Origin of the sequence: Pseudomonas sp. R1-6 (assembly GCF_051132115.1) — a bacterium.
In the GTDB taxonomy this organism is placed as follows: Bacteria; Pseudomonadota; Gammaproteobacteria; order Pseudomonadales; family Pseudomonadaceae; genus Aquipseudomonas.
Window position 1 is genome coordinate 1,919,926 of record NZ_CP071662.1, and the last position, 25,297, is coordinate 1,945,222.

23 protein-coding genes are annotated in these 25,297 nt (G+C 61.0%); 4 read left to right on the forward strand and 19 right to left on the reverse strand.

Annotated elements, in window-relative coordinates; genetic code table 11:
• Positions 1–19 precede the first annotated feature (19 nt).
• From J3P81_RS08885 to ccoN (J3P81_RS08950), 14 genes are all read right to left on the reverse strand, one after another.
• Positions 20–379, reverse strand: coding sequence for a DUF6124 family protein (locus J3P81_RS08885; RefSeq protein ID WP_434563246.1), 360 nt, complete (start codon positions 377–379; stop codon positions 20–22).
• 505 nt (positions 380–884) lie between these two features.
• Positions 885–1,496 carry a hypothetical protein gene (locus J3P81_RS08890; RefSeq protein ID WP_434563248.1) on the reverse strand — a complete coding sequence of 204 codons (612 nt, stop codon included), beginning with the start codon at positions 1,494–1,496 and terminating at the stop codon, positions 885–887.
• 84 nt (positions 1,497–1,580) lie between these two features.
• The gene (locus tag J3P81_RS08895; protein ID WP_434563250.1) at positions 1,581–1,991 is read right to left on the reverse strand and encodes an SMI1/KNR4 family protein; all 411 of its coding nucleotides are present in this window, start codon (positions 1,989–1,991) and stop codon (positions 1,581–1,583) included.
• Positions 1,982–6,400 (reverse strand): RHS repeat-associated core domain-containing protein, encoded by a 4,419-nt coding sequence (locus J3P81_RS08900; RefSeq protein WP_434563252.1) that lies wholly within the window; start codon positions 6,398–6,400, stop codon positions 1,982–1,984. Before J3P81_RS08900 ends, J3P81_RS08895 begins: the two co-directional genes overlap by 10 nt.
• 95 nt (positions 6,401–6,495) lie before the next feature.
• Positions 6,496–6,906, reverse strand: a complete 411-nt coding sequence (locus J3P81_RS08905) for a type II toxin-antitoxin system VapC family toxin (protein WP_420764707.1) — start codon at positions 6,904–6,906, stop codon at positions 6,496–6,498.
• The gene (locus tag J3P81_RS08910) at positions 6,907–7,161 is read right to left on the reverse strand and encodes a type II toxin-antitoxin system Phd/YefM family antitoxin (RefSeq protein ID WP_420764706.1); all 255 of its coding nucleotides are present in this window, start codon (positions 7,159–7,161) and stop codon (positions 6,907–6,909) included.
• A 149-nt stretch (positions 7,162–7,310) separates the two neighbouring features.
• Positions 7,311–8,294, reverse strand: coding sequence for a cytochrome-c oxidase, cbb3-type subunit III (ccoP, locus tag J3P81_RS08915; protein WP_434563254.1), 984 nt, complete (start codon positions 8,292–8,294; stop codon positions 7,311–7,313).
• Complete coding sequence (locus J3P81_RS08920; protein WP_003183474.1) at positions 8,291–8,476, reverse strand: CcoQ/FixQ family Cbb3-type cytochrome c oxidase assembly chaperone; 186 nt, start codon at positions 8,474–8,476, stop codon at positions 8,291–8,293. Before J3P81_RS08920 ends, ccoP (J3P81_RS08915) begins: the two co-directional genes overlap by 4 nt.
• A 5-nt stretch (positions 8,477–8,481) precedes the next feature.
• Positions 8,482–9,090 carry a cytochrome-c oxidase, cbb3-type subunit II gene (gene ccoO / locus J3P81_RS08925; protein ID WP_039589059.1) on the reverse strand — a complete coding sequence of 203 codons (609 nt, stop codon included), beginning with the start codon at positions 9,088–9,090 and terminating at the stop codon, positions 8,482–8,484.
• Positions 9,090–10,532, reverse strand: coding sequence for a cytochrome-c oxidase, cbb3-type subunit I (ccoN, locus tag J3P81_RS08930; protein ID WP_420764704.1), 1,443 nt, complete (start codon positions 10,530–10,532; stop codon positions 9,090–9,092). The genes ccoO (J3P81_RS08925) and ccoN (J3P81_RS08930) overlap by 1 nt, the downstream gene beginning before the upstream one ends.
• 481 nt (positions 10,533–11,013) lie before the next feature.
• The gene (gene ccoP, locus J3P81_RS08935; RefSeq protein ID WP_434563256.1) at positions 11,014–11,967 is read right to left on the reverse strand and encodes a cytochrome-c oxidase, cbb3-type subunit III; all 954 of its coding nucleotides are present in this window, start codon (positions 11,965–11,967) and stop codon (positions 11,014–11,016) included.
• The gene (locus tag J3P81_RS08940; protein ID WP_434563258.1) at positions 11,964–12,164 is read right to left on the reverse strand and encodes a cbb3-type cytochrome oxidase subunit 3; all 201 of its coding nucleotides are present in this window, start codon (positions 12,162–12,164) and stop codon (positions 11,964–11,966) included. Before J3P81_RS08940 ends, ccoP (J3P81_RS08935) begins: the two co-directional genes overlap by 4 nt.
• Before the next feature lie 3 nt (positions 12,165–12,167).
• Complete coding sequence (ccoO, locus tag J3P81_RS08945; RefSeq protein WP_181286923.1) at positions 12,168–12,776, reverse strand: cytochrome-c oxidase, cbb3-type subunit II; 609 nt, start codon at positions 12,774–12,776, stop codon at positions 12,168–12,170.
• Between the two features lie 10 nt (positions 12,777–12,786).
• Positions 12,787–14,211 (reverse strand): cytochrome-c oxidase, cbb3-type subunit I, encoded by a 1,425-nt coding sequence (gene ccoN / locus J3P81_RS08950; protein ID WP_434563260.1) that lies wholly within the window; start codon positions 14,209–14,211, stop codon positions 12,787–12,789.
• 96 nt (positions 14,212–14,307) lie between these two features.
• Between ccoN (J3P81_RS08950) and J3P81_RS08955 the strand changes: the two genes are divergently transcribed.
• The gene (locus J3P81_RS08955; protein WP_434563262.1) at positions 14,308–14,994 is read left to right on the forward strand and encodes an alpha/beta family hydrolase; all 687 of its coding nucleotides are present in this window, start codon (positions 14,308–14,310) and stop codon (positions 14,992–14,994) included.
• A gap of 162 nt (positions 14,995–15,156) precedes the next feature.
• Here J3P81_RS08955 and J3P81_RS08960 read toward each other — a convergent pair whose 3' ends face one another.
• The 3 genes from J3P81_RS08960 to acnA all read right to left on the reverse strand — a co-directional run bounded on the left by J3P81_RS08960 (position 15,157) and on the right by acnA (position 20,443).
• Positions 15,157–16,722 (reverse strand): methyl-accepting chemotaxis protein, encoded by a 1,566-nt coding sequence (locus tag J3P81_RS08960; protein WP_420764698.1) that lies wholly within the window; start codon positions 16,720–16,722, stop codon positions 15,157–15,159.
• A 76-nt stretch (positions 16,723–16,798) separates the two neighbouring features.
• Entirely contained in the window at positions 16,799–17,587 is a 789-nt protein-coding gene (locus tag J3P81_RS08965; protein ID WP_420764697.1) for a CPBP family intramembrane glutamic endopeptidase, read from the reverse strand.
• Positions 17,588–17,701: 114 nt separating this feature from the next.
• A complete protein-coding gene (gene acnA, locus J3P81_RS08970; RefSeq protein WP_434563264.1) occupies positions 17,702–20,443 on the reverse strand; it encodes an aconitate hydratase AcnA in 2,742 nt (913 codons plus the stop codon).
• 172 nt (positions 20,444–20,615) lie between these two features.
• On the opposite strand from acnA, the gene rlmM reads away from it, so the two are divergent.
• Positions 20,616–21,689 (forward strand): 23S rRNA (cytidine(2498)-2'-O)-methyltransferase RlmM, encoded by a 1,074-nt coding sequence (gene rlmM / locus J3P81_RS08975; RefSeq protein WP_434563266.1) that lies wholly within the window; start codon positions 20,616–20,618, stop codon positions 21,687–21,689.
• Between the two features lie 187 nt (positions 21,690–21,876).
• Complete coding sequence (gene tusA, locus J3P81_RS08980; protein WP_420764694.1) at positions 21,877–22,128, forward strand: sulfurtransferase TusA; 252 nt, start codon at positions 21,877–21,879, stop codon at positions 22,126–22,128.
• On the opposite strand, the gene J3P81_RS08985 is transcribed toward tusA, so the two are convergent.
• Entirely contained in the window at positions 22,125–23,528 is a 1,404-nt protein-coding gene (locus J3P81_RS08985; protein WP_434563268.1) for an MATE family efflux transporter, read from the reverse strand. The two genes, tusA and J3P81_RS08985, sit on opposite strands and share 4 nt — an antisense overlap.
• A 290-nt stretch (positions 23,529–23,818) precedes the next feature.
• Here J3P81_RS08985 and pdxB point away from each other — a divergent pair, with 290 nt between their 5' ends.
• On the forward strand, positions 23,819–24,961 hold the full coding sequence (gene pdxB, locus J3P81_RS08990) for a 4-phosphoerythronate dehydrogenase PdxB (RefSeq protein WP_434563270.1): 1,143 nt from the start codon (positions 23,819–23,821) through the stop codon (positions 24,959–24,961).
• Positions 24,962–25,023: 62 nt separating this feature from the next.
• Here the strand turns inward: pdxB and J3P81_RS08995 are convergent, their stop codons facing one another.
• Positions 25,024–25,203, reverse strand: coding sequence for a PA1571 family protein (locus J3P81_RS08995; protein ID WP_003199629.1), 180 nt, complete (start codon positions 25,201–25,203; stop codon positions 25,024–25,026).
• Positions 25,204–25,297: the final 94 nt, after the last annotated feature.

Below are 25,297 nucleotides of genomic sequence, written 5' to 3' on the forward strand. Positions count from 1 at the left end.
CACGGAGGTGGTGTAGCAGCTAGCGTGGGTCGACGTTATCCAGTACACGGCTGGCCAGCATTGAACTCAGTTCGATCAATTGCTGGATGCCGAGGGCGATGTGGCGGCGGGGGCCTTCGAGGTCGAAGGCTAGGTTGCTGATCATCGCGTCAGCGGATGCCAGGTTTTCGCTGAGGTTAGCGAGCAGGCATTCGTTGTCGGCGTTTTTTGCCACGATGAAGAGCAGGTCCGGTTTGGATGCATCTTCGGACTTTTCCGGTTTCGGTAGCAGGTAGTAATCCAAGGCGCGCTTTTCTGCTTCGTCTTGTTTCTTCGTTTTGGATTGAGTGGACGCAGAGATGCGCTCTGTTTCGGGGGGATTCGGTGTAATTTTGAACATGGTGCAGCTCCTTTCGTAAGAGGAACCATCACGGTCTGCCGCCAAGCAGGTGGGGTGACGGGTTACGCAAGGTTGGCGGACCGGCACGAAAGGAACCCGGCATCCCCGAAGGGATCCTTGCGCAACCCGCCATAACATAGGAGTGCCAAATGCCAGAGACATTGCAATCATATTGGGGGCTGTTGCGCCTTTCGTGTACCGGGCCGCCAAGCCCGACCACTGATGGGCAGTGGCAGGGAAACGATAGAACCCATGGGCAAGGCGCACAAGCGGGCGGATTCTGGCGTAGTTGTAGGCAATGGCGCAAGGATTCGTAGCTTGTCGGAAGCATTGCGCAGGGAGAATAAACAAGCCTTCGTAATGCCCTGGATTCGGTGCGAGGGAGCTTGCTTTCGCTCGGTGGCGCAGCGTTTTTTCTGTAGGAATGCGCCTGCCTTTTTGGGGCTGCTGTGCAGCCCAGCAAGGGCAAGCTCCCTCGCCACGGGAATTTGCGCTTAACCTGCGCCTAGTAGTTTTTCGCAAGCGGCAAGTCGAACTGCTTGTTTCCGAATATTGATTTAGTGGCCAGAGCGTTCTTGAGCAAATCCGAATCCAGGCTCAGATTATTTTTGTGCGCTACAAAGACAATCGTCAGGAATGGGAACGCATAGTTATCCGGCTCGGCCAACACGTCATCGATTAATGTGGGGGAGCCAAGAACGCTGTGCTCTGCCTTGGGCAGGTAAAATTTCTCGAGCCGTTCGCTTATTTTCTTGACGGTTGCGCTGATGGCTTGAGGGGACGGGGTCCTGATGATGCCGCCCGGCTCGTCACCGAATTGTTTTGCTTGCTCCGACAAGGAGCTCTTCGATAAAAACGATGCATTCAGCAGGCGGCTCTCGTAGGGCGGGGATTGCTCTTTGCAGAAGCTGAAGGCCTCGCGGGTATAGAGCTCCAACCCCGCGTAATAGCCGTCGGCCTTGGTTAGGTGTTGAACGTAGATTTCCCCAAATTTTTCCTTGGCAGCGAGCAGGCCAAGTTTGTTTTTGCTGGCCTTCAGGTCCAAGTGGGCTGACGTTGTTTGCTGCAGCGCCGCCAGTAGTTTCACTTCCAGATGCTTGCGAATTTCCATACTCATGGCGCAGACCTGAGCGAGCCTCGTGAGGCTATCGCTTCACGGGCTCGTGTGTAGACTAAGCCTGTCCAGCGATGACGCATGGCTCTATTGACCCGTGAGTTCAGCGAGGAATTCTTCAAATGATTCGCATACGAACGCCAGATCTTCTTCATCCATCAAGTACAGGTAAATATTTCCGAAGTCAGCCTCCTTAACGGATAAGAGGAAGGAATTGCCACCGTGATCGTACGCAAAGGGGATCATTTGCTTTAACGACGGAACGTCGTCCGTCAAGTCTCGATAGACCGTTTCGATAGGGGCTTGTCCGTATTTGATCGGAGTGAATCCACCCAGCAAAAAATCATTCTCGCTATTGCTCTCAGCCAAATCGCCGCCGTTGTGCTTTAGATAAAATTGCCTAAAGGCTGTCGGTAATTCCACATTGAATTTTTCTTGGAACTCATTCAACTCTTGCACAGAGAGGGCGTGTTCGGATTCTTCGAGGGTCAGCCGCATTTGGATGCTCCTTTTGTTCTGCTCTTGAAACGAGCTGGGTGGGTGTAGGCCTTGCCCGTAGCTGCTTTGTATTGAGCTACACCGCCGTTATGGCTTATGCCGCTGTGGGCGTTTTGCTTGATGAGCTGCATCGTGCCTGTGTTGGTCTTCGGGTCGTAATCATCCAAGTGGTGCCATACGTGGCCGGATGGCGTAGTTTTTTGACTCAACTTGGCCGCCTTGTTTGCGGCCTCGAAGTCCTTCCCGTAGTCGCCAGTGTATTCAATTCTAACGATTGGGTTCACGCCGGATTTTTTGTTGTAAAGCGCGTTACTTTCAGAATAGTCGAGACCTCCACCAGGTGTCTTCGTGACGCCGGTGTACCCACGGTCTTTCAGTTTTATCAGCGGGTCGACTGCAAGGCCTAGAGGGTCTGCATAGCCGATAGGGTTGGGCGCATAGGCATAGAAATTTAGGCCTCCAGCCAAGCCTATTGGATCGGGCGTAGTGAAGCGACCCACGTCAGGATCGTAAAACCTGAGAACGTTGTAGTGCAGCCCAATTTCTCGATCGAGATACTGTCCTTGGTACCTCAGGTTTTGCTCTTCAATGAAGTAGGGTTCACGAATTTCCTGAAGAGGGTTACCCCACACCTCAAAGCGAGCTTGCCAGACGCTTCGTCCGTCGACTTCTGTGAGTTGTTCGGGCAGGCCGTTCAGGTCGTTGTGGTAATAACGGACTTTCTGATGCGCACCGTATCCATCTATCCGCGCAAGGGGTTCGTAGGTGTTATCCGTATAAAGATAAAGGCTAGTCTGGTTGTATCGACTTTCCTGCAATAAGCGCATGCCATCCCAGGTGAAGCGGGTTTCCCCCAGCGGGTAGCCGTGGCTGTCGTGTTCGGTTTTTTCGATGCGCCGGCCCAGCGGGTCGTAGGCCATTTTGACCACGCTGCCGTTGTCATTGCGCACCTCGATCAAGCGGCTTTCGGCGTCGTAGGCAAAGTGCTGCACGCCACGTTTGGCGCTGCGTTTTTCGATCATCCGGCCGAAGGCGTCGTAGCGGTAGCGCTTGTCCTGGTAGGTCAGCAGTTTGTTGTGCATCACCAATCCGGCGCCGGGGGCCGGGCCGTCCAGCAGGTTGGCGGCGGCGTCGTAGGTGAAGGTTTCGCGCTGGCCGTGCAGGCTGTCCTGGCTGGCGATGATGCGACCGGTGGCGTCGTAGTGCAGGAGCTGGCGCTGTTGCGCGGCGGGTTGCTGGTCGAGTTTGCCGATGAGGTTGTCGGCGGGGTCGTACTCGAAGTGTTTTTGCACCGCCGCCGGCAACAGCGAGGGTTGGCCGCTGTGGCGGCGTTGTCGCGTGCGCAGGCGACCGCTGCGGTCGTATTCGCTGCGGGTGCTGATCTGCCCTTGGGTACGCAGCACTTCGCGGTGCAGGCGGTCGCGTTCGAAGTCGCTGATGACCTGGCCGTCGAGGTTGATCTGGTGCAGATGACCACTGCCGTAGTACAGGCGGTTGACCCAGCGGCCATCGGGCAGTTGGGTCTGGATCAGGTTGCCGAGTTCGTCGTAGTGGTGTTGCAGGCTGCCGGCGGCGCTGTTTTCGGCGAGCAACTGGCCGAGGGCGTCGTAGGCGAAGCTCAGGGTTTGCGCGTTGCCTTGCAGGTCGGTGAAGGTGACGGCGGTGAGTTGGTCCAGCGGGTCGTAGCGGTATTCGGTGCGGCCGTCGTCGGTGACTTTGGCGATCAGCCGACCCACGGCATCGCGTTCCAGGCGATGGACGATGGGCGCCGGCGGTGTTTCGGGAATGAGCGCCAGGCCCGTGCCGTACGGTGCAGGCATCGCCGTCACTGCCGCGACGTTGTCGAGGCGGTCGTAGTCGTAGCGTTTGGCGCTGCCATCCAGGTCTTGTTGCTCGCTCAACCGATCCCCAGCATCCCAGGCAAACCGGTAGCTCTCGCCATTCTCGTTGGTCAGCGCTTGCAGCCGGCCGAAGCTGTCGTAGGCGAACTGCACTTGCCGGCCCTGGGCGTCGGTGCGTAGGCGGACCTGGCCGCGGCGGTTGTGTTGGTAGCGCGTGGTGTGCCCGGCCGGGTCGGTGTAGCCGGTGAGTTGGCCTGCGGTGTCGCGCTGGTAGTGCTCGGTGCGGCCGTCCGGCAATTGGCTGCTGAGCAAGCGCCCTTGGGCGTCGTAGCTGAATTGGGTGCGCTCGCCGAGGGCATCGGTGATGGTTTGCAGGTAGCCTCGCTGGTCATAACTGAAACGCGTCGGATAACCCGAGCAATCGACGTGTTCAACCAATTGCCCAAACGGGTTCCAGCGCAGCTTTTTGTTTTTGCCGGTGGCGTCGATGATTTCCACGACCTGGCCGTGGGCGTCGTAGCGATAGTGGGTGATGTGGCCCCGCGGGTCGGTTTGCGCGGTGCAATTGCCGCGTTGATCGTAGCGGTATTTCCAGCTGTGGCCGGCGGCGTTGGTGTCCACCAGCGGCAGTCCCCAATGTTCGAGCCAGAGGGTGGATTCGCTGCGGCCCATCGGGTCGGTTTCGCTGATCAGATTGCCGGCATCGTCATAGCTGAACTGATACTGGCCACCTTGTGGATCGGTGGCGCTGAGCAACTGACGTTCATCATTCCATTCGAACAGCCACGTCTGGCCGAGGTTGTCGCTGAACCGGATGATCTGGTGCTGGCTGTTCCAGTGCCGAATGCTGACGCGTTGCAGGCTGTCGCTGATGCGGGTGATACCGGCGTGCAGGTCATAGTCGAACTGGTAGGCGTCGCCTTCGTCGGTCCAGTGCCGGACCACGCGCCATTCCTGGCTTTCGATCAAGGCCCACTCATAGAAGCAGCGCAGGCCGGTGGGTAATTGGTGCTCGACCATCCGCTGCCCGCCGTCATAGCTGAAACGCCGTTGCATCTGGTTGCCAGCGTCGCGTACTTCGGCGAGGTTGCATGCGGCGTCGTAGGCGTAGCTGACCAGCACTTCCCGCGATTGATCAGGATAGAGACGTTCGATCCGGCTGACGCGTTCGCCTTCGCGAATCAACTCGACCTGCACCAGATCGAAGGTGTCGCGCAGCCGTACCAGGCGTCCGGCGTCGTCATAGTCGAGGTGGATACGGTTGTCGTTGCGGTCACCCAGTTGGCTCAGGCGCAGGTGTGCCGGGTTGACCGGCGTGGGTTCGAACAAACGGTACAGGCCGTCGTCGCTTTCGATCAGCAATTGCCCGTTCGCGTGACGGCGCACGGCCAGACCCTCGCCGGCGCTGAACACCGCGCCGCCCAATGGGATCGAGCCCATGTCGATGGGGCGCGCCTGTTCATCGGTGTAGACCAGGGTTTCGCCGCCGTCGGGGTGAGGGAGGATTTCGACCTGTACCTCATAGCTCACGCTCCACCCGGCACCGAACAGGCTGCCGTGACGTTCGTCGCGGCTGTTGTAGAAACGCTGCCAGTTTATCGGCAGGATGCCGGGCAAGACGAAGTCCAGCTCTTCATCACCACCCAGCACCTTGGCGCCGGTGGCGGCATGCACCGGGTTCGGCGAGCCCAGGGCGGCGTTGGCAGCCGCGTTCGCCGCACTGCTGGCGGCCATGGACACCGCGCCGCCCACCAACATGCAGGGCAATTTGCTGAAGAACTTGCCTTTGCCGCCCTTGAGCATCAAAAGCGCCGTGACCGCCAACCCCACGCCCGGGGTCTTGCCGCTGCGGATCTCGCGCACTACCACCGAACCGCCGCCGATGGTCACGTCCGGTGAGATCAGCCCGGACGACACCACCGTCGCGTCGCACGTGCTGCGGTCGCCGCTGCGCACGGCGGGCTGGCCGTTGATGGTGACCTTGTCCGAGCCCTCGGCCATGAATTGCGGGGGCATCGGCGGGTGCTTCGTGCAGATGACCAAGTCTTCGGGCTTGGGTACGGCGCCCGGCGCGGGCGTGGCGACGGTAGGACGCCACATCTGCGAGAAGAATGACCCGGCCATGTCCAGGTAGCTGGGTTCTTCTTCTGGCTCGGAGGCTTCGAGCTCGGTGCCGGCCGGGGCGACATGGGATTGAATCGCCCCGGCGGCGCGGGCGGCGGGTATGTTGTTGGTGAGGGTGTCGGTGGACCCGGTGAGGATGTTGGCCTGCACCGTGGGCGGAAAGAGGGCGTTGCCGATGCCTTCGCATATATTGCTCAAGCCTTTATCGGCCCCGGTCTTGCTCATGGCCAGGCCGACCACCGTTCCCACCACCAGGCCGAGCACGAAGCAGCCCAGGCCGCCAGTGACCACGGTAATGCCCGTGGCGGCGACCACCGCGGCGGTCGCCACGGCAGTGATCGCGATGTTCGCCGCCACCTCCAGCACGCCGCCGAGAATGTCGGCCATCATTGAAGTGTGGTTCAGCGCGTCGCCCAGGCGGGCAGCCCAGAGCGCGTCAGACATGGACGATGCTCAAACTGGCGCTTGTATGCTTGGGTGGTTCGATGCCTTTCATTGCGCCTGTCTCCCTGGCGTTAAGTGGTGAGTCCGTTGTGTTATCAGCTTGACCAAGGGTTGAGCAACGCCACGCCGCTGCTCTGGAAATCCGTCACGTTGCGGGTCACCACGGTCAGCCCGTGAACCAGCGCGGTGGCGGCAATCAAAGCATCGCATTCATTGCTGCGGTCGAGAACGTGAAGACGTGCGCAGCGAAGCGCAACGGCGCGGTCGACGGCGAGAATCCTGCCGGCAAACGTGGGCATGACGTGGTTGTCCAGCCATGCGCGCAGGCGACTGCCTTGCACCGGGTCCTTGCGTTCGATGCGCAAGACGCCGGTTTCCAGCTCCAACACGGTAATGGCCGAGACGTAGAGGCTGGGGGCGGGGACGCTGCGTGCCCAAGCCTGCACGTTCTTGTCGGCTTGGGGTTTGCGCAGCTCCGAGATGACATTGGTATCGAGTAGAAACATTCAGGACAGGTCGACCGATCGGGGAGTGATGACGGCACGTTCGGGATCGAAGTCGATATCCGACGCGTCGGGCATGACCAGCAACTCGACAATACTGGCGCCAATGCCGGTCAGTTTCTGGTACTCCTCAATGCTTAGCAGCACATGGGCCGGCTTGCCACGATCGGTGATGATCACCGGCCCTTCACGGGCGGCTTTTTTGGCACCACTTGTGTCGTGGTTGAATTCGCGGCTGGAAATGGTAGTGACGGACATGGTGGCGTACCCCATGGTAACTGAATGTAGGCACGTTACTACTGGCGCCAAGTGCAGGCAAGGGGAAACAGGCTCGACATTTTCGAAGGCCGATAAAAAAGGCCCCGCCAAATGAATTGGCGGGGCCTTTGGTGTATCAGGGAGTTGCTTTACTGAGCGTCAGCGGCCGGAGCCTTTTCGCCATGTGACAGGCTATAGACATAGGCGGCCAACAGGTGGACCTTGTCATTGCCTTGCATGTCGGCCTGGGCCGGCATCTGGCCTTGACGACCGTAGCGGATGGTCTGCTGCAGCTGGGCGAAGCTGGAACCGTAGATGAAGCCGGCCGGGTGCGTCAGGTCAGGTGCGCCCATGGCGGGCGTGCCTTTGCCGGCCGGACCGTGGCAAGCCACGCAGTTGGCTGCGAACAGTTTCTGGCCATTGGCCGGATCCGCCTTGGCGCCTTCCGGCAGTTTGCGACCGTGCAGGCCGGTCACGACGTAGGAGGCCACGTCGGCGACGCCTTGTTCGCCAACCACGGCAGCCCAGCCCGGCATGACGGCGTGACGGCCGCCCATGATGGTGGTCTTGATGGTTTCCGGCTCGCCGCCCCAGCGCCAGTCGGCGTCGGTCAGGTTGGGGAAGCCATAGGCACCCTTGGCGTCGGAACCGTGGCAGACCGAGCAGTTGGAAGCGAACAGGCGGCCACCCATCTTCAAGGCTTGCGGGTCCTTGGCGACTTCTTCGATCGGCATGGAAGCGAACTTGGCGAAGATCGGACCGAACTTGGCATCCGAGCGGGCCATTTCCTTTTCCCACTCATGCACGCCAGTCCAGCCGGTCTGGCCGTTGGCAAAAGGGGTCTGCTTTTCGGTGTCCAGGTAGTTATAGCCTGGCAGCAGGCCCTTCCAGTTACCCAGGCCGGGGTAGAGCACCAGGTAGCCGAGGGCGAAGATGATGGTGCCCACGAACAGCATGAACCACCACTTCGGCAGCGGGTTGTCGTACTCCTCGATCCCGTCGAAGGAGTGGCCGACCGTCTCCTCGGTGGCTTCGCTGCGCTGGCCCTTACGGGTCGACAGCAGCAGCCAGGTCAGGGCGAAGATCGTTCCCAGGCTGAGGACTGTGACGTACAGACTCCAGAACGTAGTCATTCTTTGTTACTCCTAGAAGCTTGCTCGACGTGCTTGATGGCTTCGGGATCGTCCGCGAACGGCAGCAAGGTCGCGTCGTCAAACTCCGACTTACGCTTTGGGCTGAACACCCACAGAGCCAGGCCGATGAAGGCCACCATCACGACGACGGTGCCCAGGCCACGAATCATCCCGATATCCATCCAGATCACCGTTTGCTTTTGATGATGGTGCCCAGGCCTTGCAGATAGGCCACCAGCGCGTCCATTTCAGTCTTGCCCTTCACGGCATCCCTGGCGCCGGCGATGTCTTCGTCGGTGTAGGGAACGCCCAGGGAGCGCAGGACTTCCATTTTCTTGGCGGTGTCTTTGCCGTCGAGCTTGTTTTCTACGAGGAACGGGTAAGCCGGCATTTTCGACTCAGGCACGACGTTGCGCGGGTTGTACAAGTGCGCACGCTGCCAGTCGTCGGAGTAGCGGCCGCCCACGCGGGCCAGGTCCGGACCGGTACGCTTGGAACCCCACAGGAACGGGTGGTCCCAGACGCTTTCACCGGCGACCGAGTAGTGGCCGTAGCGTTCGGTCTCGGCGCGGAACGGACGGATCATCTGCGAATGGCAGCCGACACAACCGTTGGCGATGTAGACGTCGCGGCCTTCGAGTTCAAGGGCGGTGCGCGGCTTCATGCCTTCGACCGGCTTGTTGGTCACGTCCTGGAAGAACAGTGGAACGATCTGGGTCAGGCCGCCGATGCTGACGGCGATAACCATGAAGAAGGCCAGCAGGCCGATATTCTTCTCTACTGCTTCGTGCTTCATCAGTGAGCTCCAACAACGGCGATCTTGGCAGCGGCTTCAGCTTCAGCCGGGTCAGAGGCACGAACGGTGCGCAATACGTTGTAAGCCATCAGCAGCATGCCGCTGGCGAAGAACGCGCCGCCCAGGGCACGGACAATAAAGCCCGGGTGGCTGGCTTGCAGCGCTTCGACGAACGAGTAGGTCAGGGTGCCGTCATCGTTGATCGCACGCCACATCAGGCCTTGGGTAATGCCGTTGACCCACATCGAGGCGATGTACAGCACGGTGCCGATGGTCGCGAGCCAGAAGTGCGCGTTGATCAGGCCAGTGCTGTGCATCTGCGCGCGACCGAACAGTTTCGGGATCATGTGGTAGATGGCGCCGATGGAAATCATCGCTACCCAGCCGAGGGCGCCGGCGTGTACGTGGCCGATGGTCCAGTCGGTGTAGTGGCTCAAGGAGTTGACGGTCTTGATGGCCATCATCGGGCCTTCGAAGGTCGACATGCCGTAGAACGCCAAAGACACCACCAGGAACCGCAGGATCGGGTCGGTGCGCAGCTTATGCCAGGCGCCCGAGAGGGTCATCATGCCGTTGATCATGCCGCCCCAGCTTGGCGCCAGCAGGATGATCGACATCGCCATGCCCAGGGACTGTGCCCAGTCCGGCAGCGCGGTGTAGTGCAGGTGGTGAGGGCCGGCCCAGATGTACAGGGTGATCAGCGCCCAGAAGTGCACGATGGACAGACGATAGGAGTAGATCGGACGCTCGGCCTGTTTCGGCACGAAGTAGTACATCATCCCCAGAAAGCCGGTGGTCAGGAAGAAGCCCACGGCGTTGTGGCCGTACCACCATTGGATCATCGCGTCGGTGGCGCCCGAATAGGCCGAGTAAGACTTGAAGAAGCTGACCGGCAGGGACGCGTGGTTGACGATGTGCAACATGGCGGTGACGACGATGAACGCACCGTAGAACCAGTTGCCGACATAGATGTGCTTGGTCTTGCGCTTGACGATGGTGCCGAAGAACACCAAACCGTAGGTCACCCAGACGATGGCCAGCAGGATAGCCAGGGGCCATTCCAGTTCCGCGTATTCCTTGGTGGTGGTGAAACCCATTGGCAAGGTCACGATCGCGCCAACGATCACCGCTTGCCAACCCCAGAAGGTGAAGGCGGCGAGGCTGTCGGAAATCAGTCGCGTTTGGCAGGTTCGCTGCACGACGTAATAAGAAGTGGCAAACAACGCACAACCACCGAAGGCGAAGATCACCAGGTTGGTGTGCAGCGGGCGCAGGCGTCCAAATGTCGTCCATGGCAGATCGAAGTTCAACTCCGGCCAGACCAGTTGCGAGGCGATGAAGACACCGAGCCCCATGCCAAGGATCCCCCAGACCACCGTCATGATGGCGAACTGGCGGACTACCTTATAGTTATAAGCAGTCGGACTGATTGCTGTGCTCATTCTAAGGTTCCACGGTTTGGGTGTTTTATTAGGATAAAAATCGGTCGCAAGTATGGAGAAAGCGGGGGGTCATTGCAACGCGCCATGACCGGGGTCAATGCTTTCCAAAGCTGATTCTGCGGCCTTTCCATGTTCGGTGTAGGGACAAAATTGGCCCTCGGCAAAATGTCGCGACAAAGGAAGGAGGCGAGGGGGTCAGGTCGGTTGTAACGGGGTGTGTTCAAACACGGCGTTCGGGGGGTGACAGGCAACTGTCGCAACAGCCGGTATTCACCTGCCTTTGCGGCCTTTTTGTCGAACGATTGTCGAACGCATCGGGTCGGATCGACCTGAAACCGGCAGTCGCCAGCACACGCAAAGGCAAGCTTAGACCTGATTCCATGGAACCGAAAGAAAGACTAAGGCAGGGTGCGACAATGAGTCGCGCAGGGGCACGGAACGGCCGCATCCAGATGAACGCGGCTGTTCGTGTGGTCAGGATTTATTCGCTTTTGTGTTCCGCTTGCAGGCGCTCGGTGCCGACACCCTGGGACAGGCTGTAGACGTAAGCCGCGAGCAGTTGCACCTTATCATTGCCAAGCAGTTCATTCTGCGCAGGCATATGGCCTTGGCGACCATGGCGAATGGTCTGCTGCAATTGGGCCAGGCTGGTGCCGTAGATGAAGCCGGCCGGTTGCGTCAGGTTCGGGGCGCCCATGGCTTCGGTGCCCTGGCCGTTGGCGCCGTGGCAGGCGACGCAGGTGGTGCTGAACGCTTGCTGGCCGGCTTGCAGGTCGGCACCGCTGTCCGCCGGTAGCGGCAGGCCTGCCAGATCGTGTCGCACATACGCGGCGACGTTCCTGACCCCGGCATCTCCCAACACGTCGCCCCAGGCCGGCATCGCTGCCATGCGGCCGCCCATGATGGTCGCCTTGATGGTTTCGGCATTCCCGCCCCAGCGCCAGTTACTGTCGGCAAGGTTCGGGAAGCCGAAGGCGCCCTTGGCGTCCGAGCCATGGCAGACCGAGCAGTTGGAAGCGAACAACCGGCTGCCCATTTTCAAGGCTTGCGGATCCTTGGCGACTTCTTCCACCGGCATCGCGGAGAACCTGGCGAAGATTGGCCCGAACCTGGCGTCAGCCTTGGCCATTTCCTTTTCCCATTCATGGGCGCCGGTCCAGCCGTTGTCGTAGCCGGGCAGGATGCCTTTCCAGTTGCCCAGGCCCGGATAGAGAATCAGGTAGCCAACGGAAAACACCAAGGTGCCGGCGAACAACAGGAACCACCATTGCGGCAGCGGGTTGTCGTATTCCTCGATGCCGTCGAAGCTGTGGCCCATGGTCTGGTCGACGCTGCCCTTGGTCTCGCCCTTGCGGGTGCCGATCAGCAGCCAGGTCAGGCCGATGAGGCTGCCGAGGGTCAGTACGCAGATCCACGTACTCCAGAAAGTGGTCATGACCAGGTACTCCTTGGTTCAGGGTCTTGGGGGATGAGGTCGGCGGGCGGCTCATCGGCAAACGGCAGCAGGCGTGCCTGGGCGAATTCCGGGCCGCGCTTGCTGCTGAACACCCACAGGACCAGGCCGATGAAGGCGATGAACACCACGACGGTGCCCAGACCGCGGATCATTCCAGTACTCATTTCAAGCACCATGGCTCACCTCTTGCTCTTGATGGCGGTGCCAAGCACTTGCAGGTAGGCCACCAGCGCATCCATTTCGGTCTTGCCCTTGAGCGTGGCCGTCGCGCCTGCGATGTCATCGTCGGTGTACGGCACGCCGAGGGTGCGCATGGCGCGCAGCTTGCCTTCGGTGTGGCTGCTGTCGACGGCTTGGGTGACGAGCCACGGGTAGGCCGGCATTTTCGATTCGGGCACGACGTTGCGCGGGTTGTACAAGTGCGCGCGATGCCAATCATCGGAGTAACGCGCGCCGACCCGGGCCAGGTCCGGGCCAGTGCGCTTGGAGCCCCAAAGGAACGGGTGATCCCAGACGCTTTCGCCGGCCACCGAGTAGTGGCCGTAGCGCTCGGTCTCGGCGCGAAACGGACGAATCATCTGCGAGTGGCAGCCGACGCAGCCTTCGCGGATGTAAATGTCGCGGCCTTCCAACTGCAGGGCGGTGTAGGGTTTCATGCCGTCCACCGGTTTATTGGTCACGTCCTGGAAGAACAGCGGCACGATCTGGGTCAAGCCCCCGATACTCACGGCCAGGACCATCAGCAGCATCAGCAGGCCGACGTTTTTTTCGATTGTTTCGTGTTTCATCGCGGACTCCTCAAGCCATCTGCGCGGCAACGGTGGCTTCGGCAGGCTGAGAGGCCCGCACGGTGCGCCAGGTGTTGTAGGCCATCAGCAACATGCCGCTGAGGAAGATCGCCCCGCCTACCAGCCGCACGATGAAGCCTGGGTGGCTGGCCACCAGGGTTTCGACGAAGGAGTAGGTGAGCGTGCCGTCTTCGTTCACCGCACGCCACATCAGGCCCTGGGCAATGCCGTTGACCCACATCGAGGCGATGTACAAAACGGTGCCGATGGTTGCGAGCCAGAAGTGCGCGTTGATCAGGCCGATACTGTGCATCTGCGTGCGGCCGAAGACTTTGGGGATCATGTGGTACAGCGCGCCGATGGAAATCATCGCCACCCAGCCCAGTGCGCCGGCGTGTACGTGGCCGATGGTCCAGTCGGTGTAGTGGGAGAGGGCGTTGACGGTCTTGATCGCCATCATCGGCCCTTCGAAGGTCGACATGCCATAGAACGCCAGGGACACCACCAGAAAGCGCAGGATCGGGTCGCTGCGCAATTTATGCCAGGCGCCCGAGAGGGTCATCATGCCGTTGATCATGCCGCCCCAGCTTGGCGCCAGCAGGATTAGCGACATCACCATCCCCAGCGATTGCGCCCAATCCGGCAGCGCGGTGTAGTGCAGGTGGTGCGGGCCGGCCCAGATATACAACGTGATGAGCGCCCAGAAGTGGACAATGGACAGACGATACGAATACACCGGACGCTCGGCCTGTTTCGGCACGAAGTAATACATCATCCCCAGGAAGCCTGCGGTGAGGAAAAAGCCTACGGCGTTGTGGCCGTACCACCATTGCACCATCGCATCGGTGGCCCCGGCATACACCGAATAGGATTTGGTCAGGCTCACCGGCAATTCCAGGTTGTTGACGATGTGCAGGATCGCCACGGTCAAGATGAACCCGCCGAAGAACCAGTTGCCGACGTAGATGTGCTTGGTCCTACGCTTGGCCACGGTGCCGAAGAATACGATGGCGTAGGCCACCCAGACGATGGTGATCAGAATGTCGATCGGCCATTCCAATTCGGCGTATTCCTTGGAACTGGTGTAGCCCAGCGGCAGGCTGATGGCCGCCAGCAGGATCACAAGCTGCCAGCCCCAAAAGCAGAATGCGGCGATTTTCGGCGCGAACAACGTTGTCTGGCAGGTGCGCTGCACTGAATAAAACGAACTCGCAAACAACGCGCAACCGCCGAAGGCAAAGATCACCGCATTGGTGTGCAACGGGCGCAGGCGGCCGAAGCTGGTCCAGGGCAAATCGAAGTTGAGCTGCGGCCAGACCAACTGGGCCGCGAGAAAAACCCCGAGCCCCATGCCGACGATGCCCCACACCACCGTCATAATGGCGAATTGGCGGACCACCTTGTAGTTGTAGGCGGTACTGATAGAAGTGTTCATGGTTCCCCATCCACGGTTCAGTCGAAGTGAGTGCCTGCGCAAGGCAGTGCGGCGTTCTTCGCCTGGAGTTATAGGCAGACTAAAAGCGAGGCAAGCATGGACAAACAGCACAAGGCCAGTATTGACGAGGATCAATGGGCGCGATGCGTGGCGGAACATGGTTGGCTGTGGACGGCCGCCAAGCCAGGTGCTGGCGCCGAGTCGCCGACCCTGATCCTGGCCCATGGCGCCGGCGCACCGATGGACAGCGGTTTCATGGCGCAAATGGCCAGCCGCCTAGGCGCACAGGGCGTCAATGTGTTGCGCTTCGAGTTTCCCTACATGGCCCAGCGGCGCGTGGACGGCGGCAAGCGTCCACCGAACCCTGCGCCAAAGCTGCTGGAATGCTGGCGAGAGGTGTACGCCACCGTGCGGCCTTATGTCGCTGGGCGGCTGGCCATTGGCGGCAAGTCCATGGGCGGGCGCATGGCTAGTTTGGTGGCCGATGAGCTGGGCGCCGATGCGCTGGTATGCCTGGGCTATCCCTTCTACGCGGTAGGCAAACCGGAGAAACCGCGGGTCGAGCACTTGGCAACGTTGAAGACCCGAACCTTGATCGTCCAGGGTGAGCGGGATGCGTTGGGCAATCGGGAGGCGGTGCAGGGCTACACGTTGTCACCGGGCATCGAGGTCATGTGGCTGGTGGCGGCGGATCATGATCTGAAACCGTTGAAGGCGTCGGGGTTTAGTCATGAGCAGCATTTGGAGGCGGCGGCGCGCAAGGTAGTCGGATTTCTCCGGTAAGTTCTCGGCAGTTTGCCCCGGCCAAGCTCGGTCCCACATTGGAACCAGGTTGAATAACCACCGGGAACCCCTGTGGGAGCGAGCTTGCTCGCGATAGCGGCCTGCCAGACGACAAAAACCCGGAAGCTTTCGCTGTCCGGGCCTTTGGTTCGCCAATTGAACTCAGCGGTTGAACCGCTCCACCAACGAATACTGCGTGTTGGCCGTGCGGGTCAGTTCTTCGCTTAGCAGCGCCGAGCTGTGGGCCTGCCCAGAGGTCTGGTCGGCCAGTTCCGAGATGTTACTGATGTTGCGGCTGATTTCCTCGGCCACCGAACTTTGTTCCTCGGTCGCGGCGGCGATCTGAGTGGTCATGTCGGTGATGTGTGCCACCGCTTCGCTGATCCCCGCCAGTGCCTGGTCGGCTTCCATGACCCGCGCAACGCCTTCTTCAGCCTGGCGATGACCGGCGTCCATGGTCTGCACGGCGTTGGTGGCGGTCTGTTGCAGTTTGGCGATCAAGGCATGGATCTGCCCAGTGGACTCGCTGGTGCGTTGGGCCAATTGCCGCACTTCATCGGCGACGACGGCAAACCCGCGTCCCATCTCGCCGGCGCGGGCCGCTTCGATGGCGGCGTTGAGGGCCAGCAGGTTGGTCTGGTCGGCGATGCCCTTGATCACGTCAACCACGCCACCGATTTCGTCGCTGTCCTTGGCCAACTGGGTCACGGTCTGCCCGGTCTCGCCCACGACGACCGACAGTCGCTCGATGGCCTCGCGGGTTTCGCCTGCAATGTCGCGACCGCGTCCCGTCAGGCGATTGGCCTCTTGGGTGGCGTCGGCGGTGCGCTGCACGTGGCTGGCGACTTCCTGGGTGGTCGCGGCCATCTGGTTGATGGCGGTGGCCACTTGTTCGGTTTCCACCCGCTGGCGCTCCAGGCCGCTGGAGCTGTCGTGGGCCAACGCGCTGGATTGGCGCGCCTGGCCGTTCAGGTGCTCGGCAGTATCCTGCAGGCGGGTCAGGCAGGTTTTGAGGCGGGCTTCCTGGCTCAGGATCGACATCTCCAGGCGTGCCTGGACGCCGCGGCTATCGGTGAACATCCGTGCGATCAACGGGTCCGAGGTGGTTTGTTCGGCCAGGCGCAGCAGGCGCTTGATACCGCGTTGCTGCCACTGCAGGCCCAGCAGTCCCAACGGCACCGACAGCAGGCCGGCGAGGGCAAAACCCCAGGAAGAGGTGAAAAAAGCGCCGACAACGAAACTCAACTGGCTGACCAGGATGAACGGCAGCCAGTCCTGCAGCATCGGCAGCCATTTATCGCTGCCCGGCACTGCGGATTTGCCTTGGTTGAGGCGCTTATAAAGGGCTTCAGCTCGGGTAATCTGCTCAGCGGTGGGTTTGACCCGTACCGATTCATAGCCTACGACCTGATTGCCTTCGAACACGGGCGTGACGTAGGCGTTGACCCAGTAGTGATCACCGTTCTGGCAGCGATTCTTGACGATGCCCATCCATGGCAAGCCTTGTTTCAACGTGTTCCACATGTGGGTGAACACGGCCGACGGAACGTCGGGATGGCGCACCAGGTTGTGCGGCGAATGGATCAATTGTTCCTTTGTAAAACCACTGATGTCGATGAAAGCATCGTTGCAGTAGGTAATCACACCCTTGGCGTTGGTGGTGGAAATAAGTCGTTGCTGGGCCGGGAAGGTCCTTTCGCGTTGTGTAATAGGCTGGTTGTTACGCATGGTGTGGTAGTCCGCAAGGCTTTGAAAGGTTGTCGGCACCGTCAGCTTTTTGTTGAAATAATTCTTCCCGGCGGTGTCACGCCAGCATCGGGTAGGTAAACAGGGTGAAGTGAAGCAGGTTGAGGCCAAAATGCGTGGCTATCGCTGCACCCAGGCCACCCAATCGATAGGCCAGGCCGTAACCGATCCCGGCCAGCCCCGACAGCAGCACCCATTCCCAACCGGCGCCGGCATGCACCAGGCCGAACACCAGCGAGGCCAGCAGTAACGCGAGGTTGTCGCCATGGCGCAAGTGTTGAAAGCGCCGGCTCAGGCCTCCCTGGATATAGCCACGAAACAACGCTTCCTCCACCAACGTCACCAGAAGAAGATTATTCAGGACCCACAGCCAGGCCGAGTCTGGCCATTTAGGCGCCCAGTTGATCATGCCCAGCAGCATGGCCCCGCCCAGGGCCAGGATCGTACTGATGCACATGCCCAGGGCCGTGGCATAGACAGACAAGCGAAACGGGCGCCGCCCGATGATCCATGGGCAGAACAGCAGCAACCAGAAGCCGATCAGTGGCTTGTCCTGGTTCAGGTACATGGCGAATCGCACGGCATCATCGGTAAAACGTTGTGCCGCGATGGCCCTGCCGTTGAAGAAGCCTGGCATCCAGTGCAGGGCCAGCGCGACCGCGAGCACCGCGAACAGGCAATGCCCGAGGAACTGCCCGACCGGCGTCTGCCGCTGGCGAACGGCATACCCGGCGAACAGCAGCAGCGCGACCGAAATAGCCGCTGTCCAGGCCAGGTGGCCATAGACCAGGGCGAAGCCATAGCCGATCGAGAGAAGGGCCAGGTAGGGCCAGGGTAGGGCGGGCATGTCGAATCCTTGGGGCTGGAAAACGGGCGAAGCTCGCAGAGCCGGCGGGGATTATAGGCAGGCCCATACAAAAACACCGCCTATCTGAGGCGGTGTTTTCGTAGGACGTTCTTTTTATCCTGCAATCAATTGCCGTAGGACAAAGTGCAGGATGCCACCGGCCTTGAAATATTCCACTTCATTCAAGGTGTCGATCCGGCACAACACTTCAATCCGTTCCTGGCTACCGTCTTCGCGGGTAATGACCACGGGCAGGTTCATGCGTGGCGTCAGCTCGGTGTCGCTCAAACCGAGGATGTCCAAAGTTTCCCTGCCGGTGAGGTTCAGGCTCTTGCGATTCTGATCGAGCTTGAATTGCAACGGCAGCACGCCCATGCCCACCAGGTTAGAGCGGTGGATACGCTCGAAGCTTTCGGCGATAACGGCCTTGACTCCCAGCAGGTTCGTACCCTTGGCCGCCCAGTCTCGACTTGACCCCGTGCCGTATTCCTGGCCCGCGATCACCACCAATGGCGTGCCGGTGGCCTGGTACAACATCGCGGCATCGTAGATCGACATGCGTTCGCCGTTGGGGATATAGATCGTATTGCCGCCTTCCTCGCCGCCGAGCATTTCGTTGCGGATGCGGATGTTGGCGAAGGTGCCTCGCATCATGACCTGGTGATTGCCCCGTCGCGAACCGTAGGAGTTGAAGTCCCGTGGCTCGACGCCCTGTTCGCGCAGGTAGCGACCGGCCGGGCTGTCCGCCTTGATGTTGCCGGCGGGGGAGATGTGGTCCGTGGTCACCGAGTCTCCCAGCAGAGCGAGGACCCGCGCACCCTCAACGTTTTTGACCACGGGTGGAGGCCCGCCAATATCGTCGAAGAACGGTGGATGCTGGATGTACGTGGAGTCCGATTGCCAGACGTAGGTCGCGGCTTGTGGAACCTCGATCGCTTGCCATTGCTCGTCGCCGGCAAACACGGCGGCATATTCCTTGTGGAACATGCTTGTGTCCACTTGAGCCACCGCGTCGGCCACTTCCTTGCTGCTCGGCCAGATGTCCCGCAGGTACACCGGATTGCCTTCGCGGTCGTTGCCCAGCGGTTCGCTGCTGATGTCGATGCGCACGGTGCCGGCCAGGGCATAGGCGACCACCAGTGGCGGTGAGGCCAGCCAGTTGGTTTTCACCAAAGGATGCACCCGTCCCTCGAAGTTGCGGTTACCCGACAGCACGGACGCCACGGACAGGTCGGCTTTCTGGATGGCTTTTTCAATCGGATCGGGCAGCGGGCCTGAATTGCCGATACACGTCGTGCAACCATAGCCCACCAGGTCGAAACCGAGTTTATCGAGGTATTCGGTCAGGCCGGCGGCCTTGTAGTAGTCGGTCACCACTTTCGAGCCCGGTGCCAGGGAACTCTTCACCCAAGGCTTGCGGGCCAGGCCTTTTTCCACGGCTTTTTTTGCAAGCAATCCGGCGGCCATCATCACGCTGGGGTTGGAGGTGTTGGTACAGGACGTAATCGCCGCGATGACCACGGCGCCGTTCTTCAGGCGGTGGGTCTGGCCTTCGAATTCATATTCCGCTTCGCCCACCTGGTCGGCGTTGCCCACCGCGACACCGCCGCCGCCTTCGCTTTCGAGGCGACCTTCTTCTTTGCTGGTGGGCTTTATCTGAAGGCCCAGGAAGTCGCTGAAGGCCTGGCCGACATTCGGCAGCGACACCCGGTCCTGGGGACGCTTGGGGCCGGCGAGGCTGGCTTCGACACTGCCCATGTCCAGTTCCAGCGTGTCGGTGAAAACCGGTTCCTGCCCTGGCAACCGCCACAGTCCCTGGGCCTTGCAGTAGGCTTCCACCAGTTTCACGGTTTCCGTCGGACGGCCGGACAGGCGCAGGTAGTCCAACGTCACATCGTCCACGGGGAAGAAGCCGCAGGTGGCGCCGTACTCCGGGGCCATGTTGGCGATGGTGGCGCGATCGGCCAATGGCAGGTCGGCTAGACCGTCGCCATAGAACTCGACGAATTTGCCCACCACGCCTTTCTTGCGCAGCATCTGCGTGACGGTCAGCACCAGGTCGGTGGCGGTGATGCCTTCGCGCAGTTTGCCGACGAGTTTGAAGCCGATGACTTCCGGAATCAGCATCGATACCGGTTGGCCGAGCATCGCCGCTTCCGCTTCGATACCGCCGACGCCCCAGCCGAGCACGCCCAGGCCATTGATCATGGTGGTGTGGGAGTCGGTGCCGACCAGGGTGTCGGGGAAGGCGTAGAGACGACCGTCTTCCTCTTTGGTCCATACGGTGCGGCCCAGGTATTCAAGGTTGACCTGGTGGCAGATGCCGGTGCCCGGTGGCACCACGCTGAAGTTGTCGAACGCGCTCTGGCCCCAACGCAGGAAGGCGTAGCGTTCGCCGTTGCGCTGCATCTCGATGTCGACGTTCTGCTCGAAGGCCTGTTGGCTGGCGAACTTGTCCACCATCACCGAGTGGTCGATGACCAGGTCGACGGGTGACAGCGGATTGATCCTCTGCGGATCGCCGCCGGCCTTTTCCACCGCTGCGCGCATGGCCGCCAGGTCGACCACGGCGGGGACGCCGGTGAAGTCCTGCATCAGCACCCGGGCCGGGCGGTATTGAATCTCGCGGTCGGAACGGCGCTCCTTGAGCCAGCCGGCCAGCGCCTTGAGGTCGGTGCCGGTGACGGTTTTGTCATCTTCCCAGCGCAACAGGTTTTCCAGCAGAACCTTGAGGGACATCGGCAACTTGTCTAGGTCGCCCAGGCTTCGCGCTGCGTCCGGCAGGCTGAAATAATGGTAGGTCCTGGCGTCGACTTGCAATGTTTTAAGGGTTTTCAGGCTATCGATGGACGGCATTGAAATCACTCCTTTGAGTCCGCACGGCTACGGACTGACGGAACGGACAGAGCCTTTAACCTAGCCCTGTTTTGAACGTATGACTAATCACTGGACTGTATAGCAAGGTTCGCGGTTCCGAACTCCGCTATCATGCGCCGGTTTTCGTGACAGGCTTTGCTACGGAGTTTCAATGAACACGCTTTTCATGCACTGCCGGCCGGGCTTCGAAGGCGAGGTCTGTTCCGAGATTGCCGAACACGCGGCCCGGCTCAACGTCGCCGGGTACGCCAAGGCCAAGCCGGCCAGCGCCTGCGCCGAATTTGTCTGTACCGAAGAGGACGGCGCCGAGCGGTTGATGCGCGGGCAACGTTTCGCCGATCTGATTTTTCCTCGGCAGTGGGCGCGTGGCACGTTCATCGAATTGCCTGAGACCGACCGAATCAGCGTCATCCTGACCCACATGGCGGCCTTCCCGACGTGTGGCAGCCTGTGGCTGGAGGTGGTTGACACGAACGACGGCAAGGAACTGTCGAACTTCTGCAAAAAGTTCGAAGGCCCGCTGCGCAAGGCCTTGGGCGGGGCAGGGAAACTGCTGGACGACCCGCGCAAGCCGCGCCTGCTGTTGACCTTCAAGAGCGGTCGTGAAGTCTTCCTTGGCCTGGCTGAGGCGGATAACTCAGCGATGTGGCCGATGGGTATCCCGCGTCTGAAGTTCCCCCGGGACGCGCCGAGCCGCTCCACACTCAAGCTCGAGGAGGCCTGGCACCATTTCATTCCTCGGGACCAGTGGGACGAACGCCTGCACAGCGACATGACCGGTGTGGACCTCGGTGCGGCGCCGGGTGGCTGGACGTGGCAATTGGTCAACCGTGGCATGCTGGTGACGGCCATCGACAATGGCCCAATGGCCGAAAGCCTGATGGACACCGGCCTGGTGCAGCACTTGATGGCGGACGGATTCACGTTCAAGCCCAGGCAGCCGGTGGACTGGATGGTCTGCGACATCGTCGAGAAACCGGCGCGCAACGCGGCGATGCTGGAAGAGTGGATCGGCGAGGGCCATTGCCGCGAGGCCGTGGTCAACCTCAAGTTGCCGATGAAACAGCGTTACGCCGAGGTGAAACGCCTGCTCGAACGCATCGCCGAGGGTTTCAAGGCCCGGGGCATCCAGGTCGAGATCGGCTGCAAGCAGCTGTACCACGACCGAGAGGAGGTGACGTGTCATCTGCGGCGGTTGGACACCAAAAAAACGAAGTCCCGTTAGTCCTCGAAAGCCAATGAAGCCCTTGTGGGAGCGAGCTTGCTCGCGATAGCGGTGGGTCAGTTTGCATCGATATTGGATGTGCTGGCGCCATCGCGAGCAAGCTCGCTCCCACAGGGTGCAGTGTTGAACCAGGGGTGACCGAACGCCGACATTGCGCGACAATGCCCGCCAGTTTCAGGAGTAGATCATGAGTGAAATGAACGATGCGCCAATCGACGGCACGCTGGATGCCACTGGTCTGAATTGCCCGGAACCGGTAATGATGTTGCACCAGCATATCCGCGACCTGGCCCCAGGTGGCCTGCTCAAAGTCATCGCCACCGACCCCTCGACTCGCCGCGACATCCCTAAGTTCTGCGTGTTTCTGGACCACGAGCTGGTGGCCCAGCAAGAGGACGCCGGCACCTACCTCTACTGGATCCGCAAGAAACTCGCCTAACCCGTCGCACGGCTGATGCGGATCTGCCCTCGCGCGCTGCGTGCCAGGCGAATCGACAGCATCAGCGCCGCGCAGCTCAACCCCACGATCAAGCCTTGCCATAATCCGCTTGGGCCACTGGCGGTGCCGAGCCTGTCGGTCAGGCCCAGGGCGTAACCCACCGGCAAGCCGATGCCCCAGTAAGCGAAGAGCGTCAGGATCATCGTCACCCGGGTGTCCTGGTAGCCGCGCAATGCGCCGGCCGCCGTGACCTGGATCGCATCGGAAAACTGGAACAGCGCCGCGTAGACGATCAGCATCGATGCGACCTCGATCACCCGCGGATCGGCTGTGTAGATCGCTGCGATGGGGCCGCGCAGCGCGAACATCACGCTCGCTGACAGGCACGCGTACGCCAGAGCCGTGCCCATGCCGACGCCCGCGGCGAAGCGCGCCTCTCGAGGCTGGCCACGCCCCAGCGCCTGGCCTACCCGTACCGTCACGGCCATGCCCAGGGAGTAGGGGATCATGAACACCAGCGAGCTGAAGTTCAGCGCGATCTGGTGCCCGGCCACCACCGTGGCGCCGAGGCTGCCGATCAGCAGGGCGATCACCGCAAAGATGCTCGACTCGGCAAACACCGCGATGCCAATCGGCAGGCCAATGCCCAGCAGGCGCTTGATCATCGACCATTGCGGCCAGTCGAAACGGGCGAACAGACGGCTCGATTGATAGATTGGGGCCCGATACGTCCAGATCGCCATGCCCGCTGCCATGAACCACATCACGATGGCGGTGGCCCAGCCGCAGCCAACCCCGCCCATGGCCGGGACGCCCAGGTGCCCGTAGATGAAGATGTAATTGAGCGGAATGTTCAGCGCCAGTCCGCACAGCCCCAGCACCATGGCCGGTCGCGTGCGCCCCAGGCCGTCGCTGAAACAGCGCAGCACGTAATAGAGCGCCACTGCCGGGAGCCCGGTGCCTATACCCCGCAGGTATTCCATGCAAGGGCCGATCAATTCGGGATCGACGTGCATCACATGCAGGATCGGCTCGGCGCTGAACAGCGCCAATGTCGCGACCAGCCCCACCGCGAGGGCCAACCACAATGCCTGGCGCACCAAGGGGCCAATCTGTTCGAACGTGCCGGCCCCGAAACGCTGGGCAACTTTTGGCGTAGTGGCCAGCAGCGTGCCGGTCATCAACAGGAATACCGGCACCCAGATCGAATTACCCAGCGCCACCGCGGCGAGGTCCCGCGGGCCGACCCGTCCGGCCATCACCGCATCGACAAAACCCATGGCAGTGGTCGCCAATTGCGCCACCATGATCGGCAAGGCGAGGGCGAGCAGCGTCTTGAGCTCCAGGCGAACCCGGGCGGGGCGAGAGAGGACGGAAGGAGTGTCGATTGCAGGATTCACGAGGCAAGCATCCGAAAAAGATAAACGCAAGGCGGCGGATTCTACGCCTTGACGCAGTGGTCAGGAAAAAACCTGTGTTGTGGATTTGTAATCGCTCGCTTAGTCGTACGAATGCTTGTTGCGAGGGAACCTGCTCCCGCTCGACTGCGCAGCAGTCGCCTGCTTTTGGACCCGCTTCGCAGGCCAGCGGGAGCAAGCTTCCTCGCCACAAACGGGTTCACTGAAGTAATGGGCTGGCCCATCGAGGCGAGGAACGCCTACACTGCCCGTCCCGCCAAAGGAGCTCTGCCATGCTGATCGTCGCCGACGAAAACATTCCCCTGCTCGATGCATTTTTCCAAGGTTTCGGTGAGATCCGCCGGGTGCCGGGGCGGGGCATTGACCGAGCATTGGTAGAGCAGGCCGATGTGCTGTTGGTACGGTCGGTCAGCCAGGTCAATCGAGCCCTGCTGGAAGGCAGCAAGGTGCGCTTCGTCGGCACTTGCACCATTGGCACTGATCACCTGGACCTGGATTATTTTGCCGAGGCCGGCATCCGCTGGGCCAGCGCGCCTGGCTGCAATGCCCGTGGCGTGGTGGATTACGTACTGGGCAGCCTTATGGCCCTGGCTGAGATCGAAGGCGCGGATCTTGCGCAGCGCACGTTTGGCGTGGTCGGCGCGGGGCAGGTAGGTGGGCGGTTGATCGAGGTGCTCAAGGGCCTGGGCTGGGCTGTGAAAGTCTGCGACCCGCCTCGCCACGCTGCCGAAGGCGGCGACTACGTGAGCCTGGAGCAGATCATCGAGGAATGCGACGTCATCAGCCTGCACACGCCATTGGCTCGCACGGGTGAGCACGTGACTTGGCACCTTTTTGATGAGCATCGCTTGAACAGCCTGAAGCCTGGCACCTGGCTGATCAACGCCGCGCGCGGCCCGGTCATCGATAACTCGGCGTTGCGCGAGGTGCTGTTGGAGCGCGAAGACCTCCAGGCGGTGCTTGATGTCTGGGAGCAGGAGCCGACGGTGGACGTGGACCTGGCCGACCTCTGCGTGATCGCCACCCCGCACATTGCCGGCTACAGCCTTGACGGTCGCCAGCGCGGCACGGCGCAGATCTACCAGGCCCTGTGCGATTTTCTTGGGCGGCCCGCCGAAGTCGATCTGGCCGACTTGTTACCCCGGCCTTGGCTCGGGGGCATCACGCTGGATGCCGATACCGACCCGGCCTGGGCGCTGGCGGTGTTGTGCCGGAGCGTGTACGACCCGCGCCGCGACGATGCGGATTTTCGCCGCAGCTTGATCGGTACGGTGGGTGAGCAGCGCAGTGCGTTTGATGCGTTGCGCAAGCATTACCCGCCACGCCGGGAGATCGACAGCTTGAAGGTGCGTATCGAAGGGCAGTCGACGGCCTTGCAGCAGATCGTGACGGCCCTGGGAGCTACTATCGTTTAAGCCCGGTGAACAGGCATAAAAAACCCGACATCAAGGTCGGGTTCAATTGAAGACGGGCTGTATCACTTTTGTTCGGCAGGTTTGACCAGTCGTTTCTCCAGCTCGCTGCAGGCTTTCTGGATCATGTCTTCGGTGATCGGTACTTCGCGCCCTTGGGCATCGATGAACGAGCAGCCCAGGGACTGGTCCGGTTGCGTGCGGATTACTTGAATCTTGTCGTCGCTGCTGTGTTGCAAGGACATGGCCTGTCTCCTCATCAGGTTGCGTGCCTATCGTAATGTCGTCAGGTGACCGAGCCATGACACTCCTTGAAGGTCCATGACGACAGCTCCACTC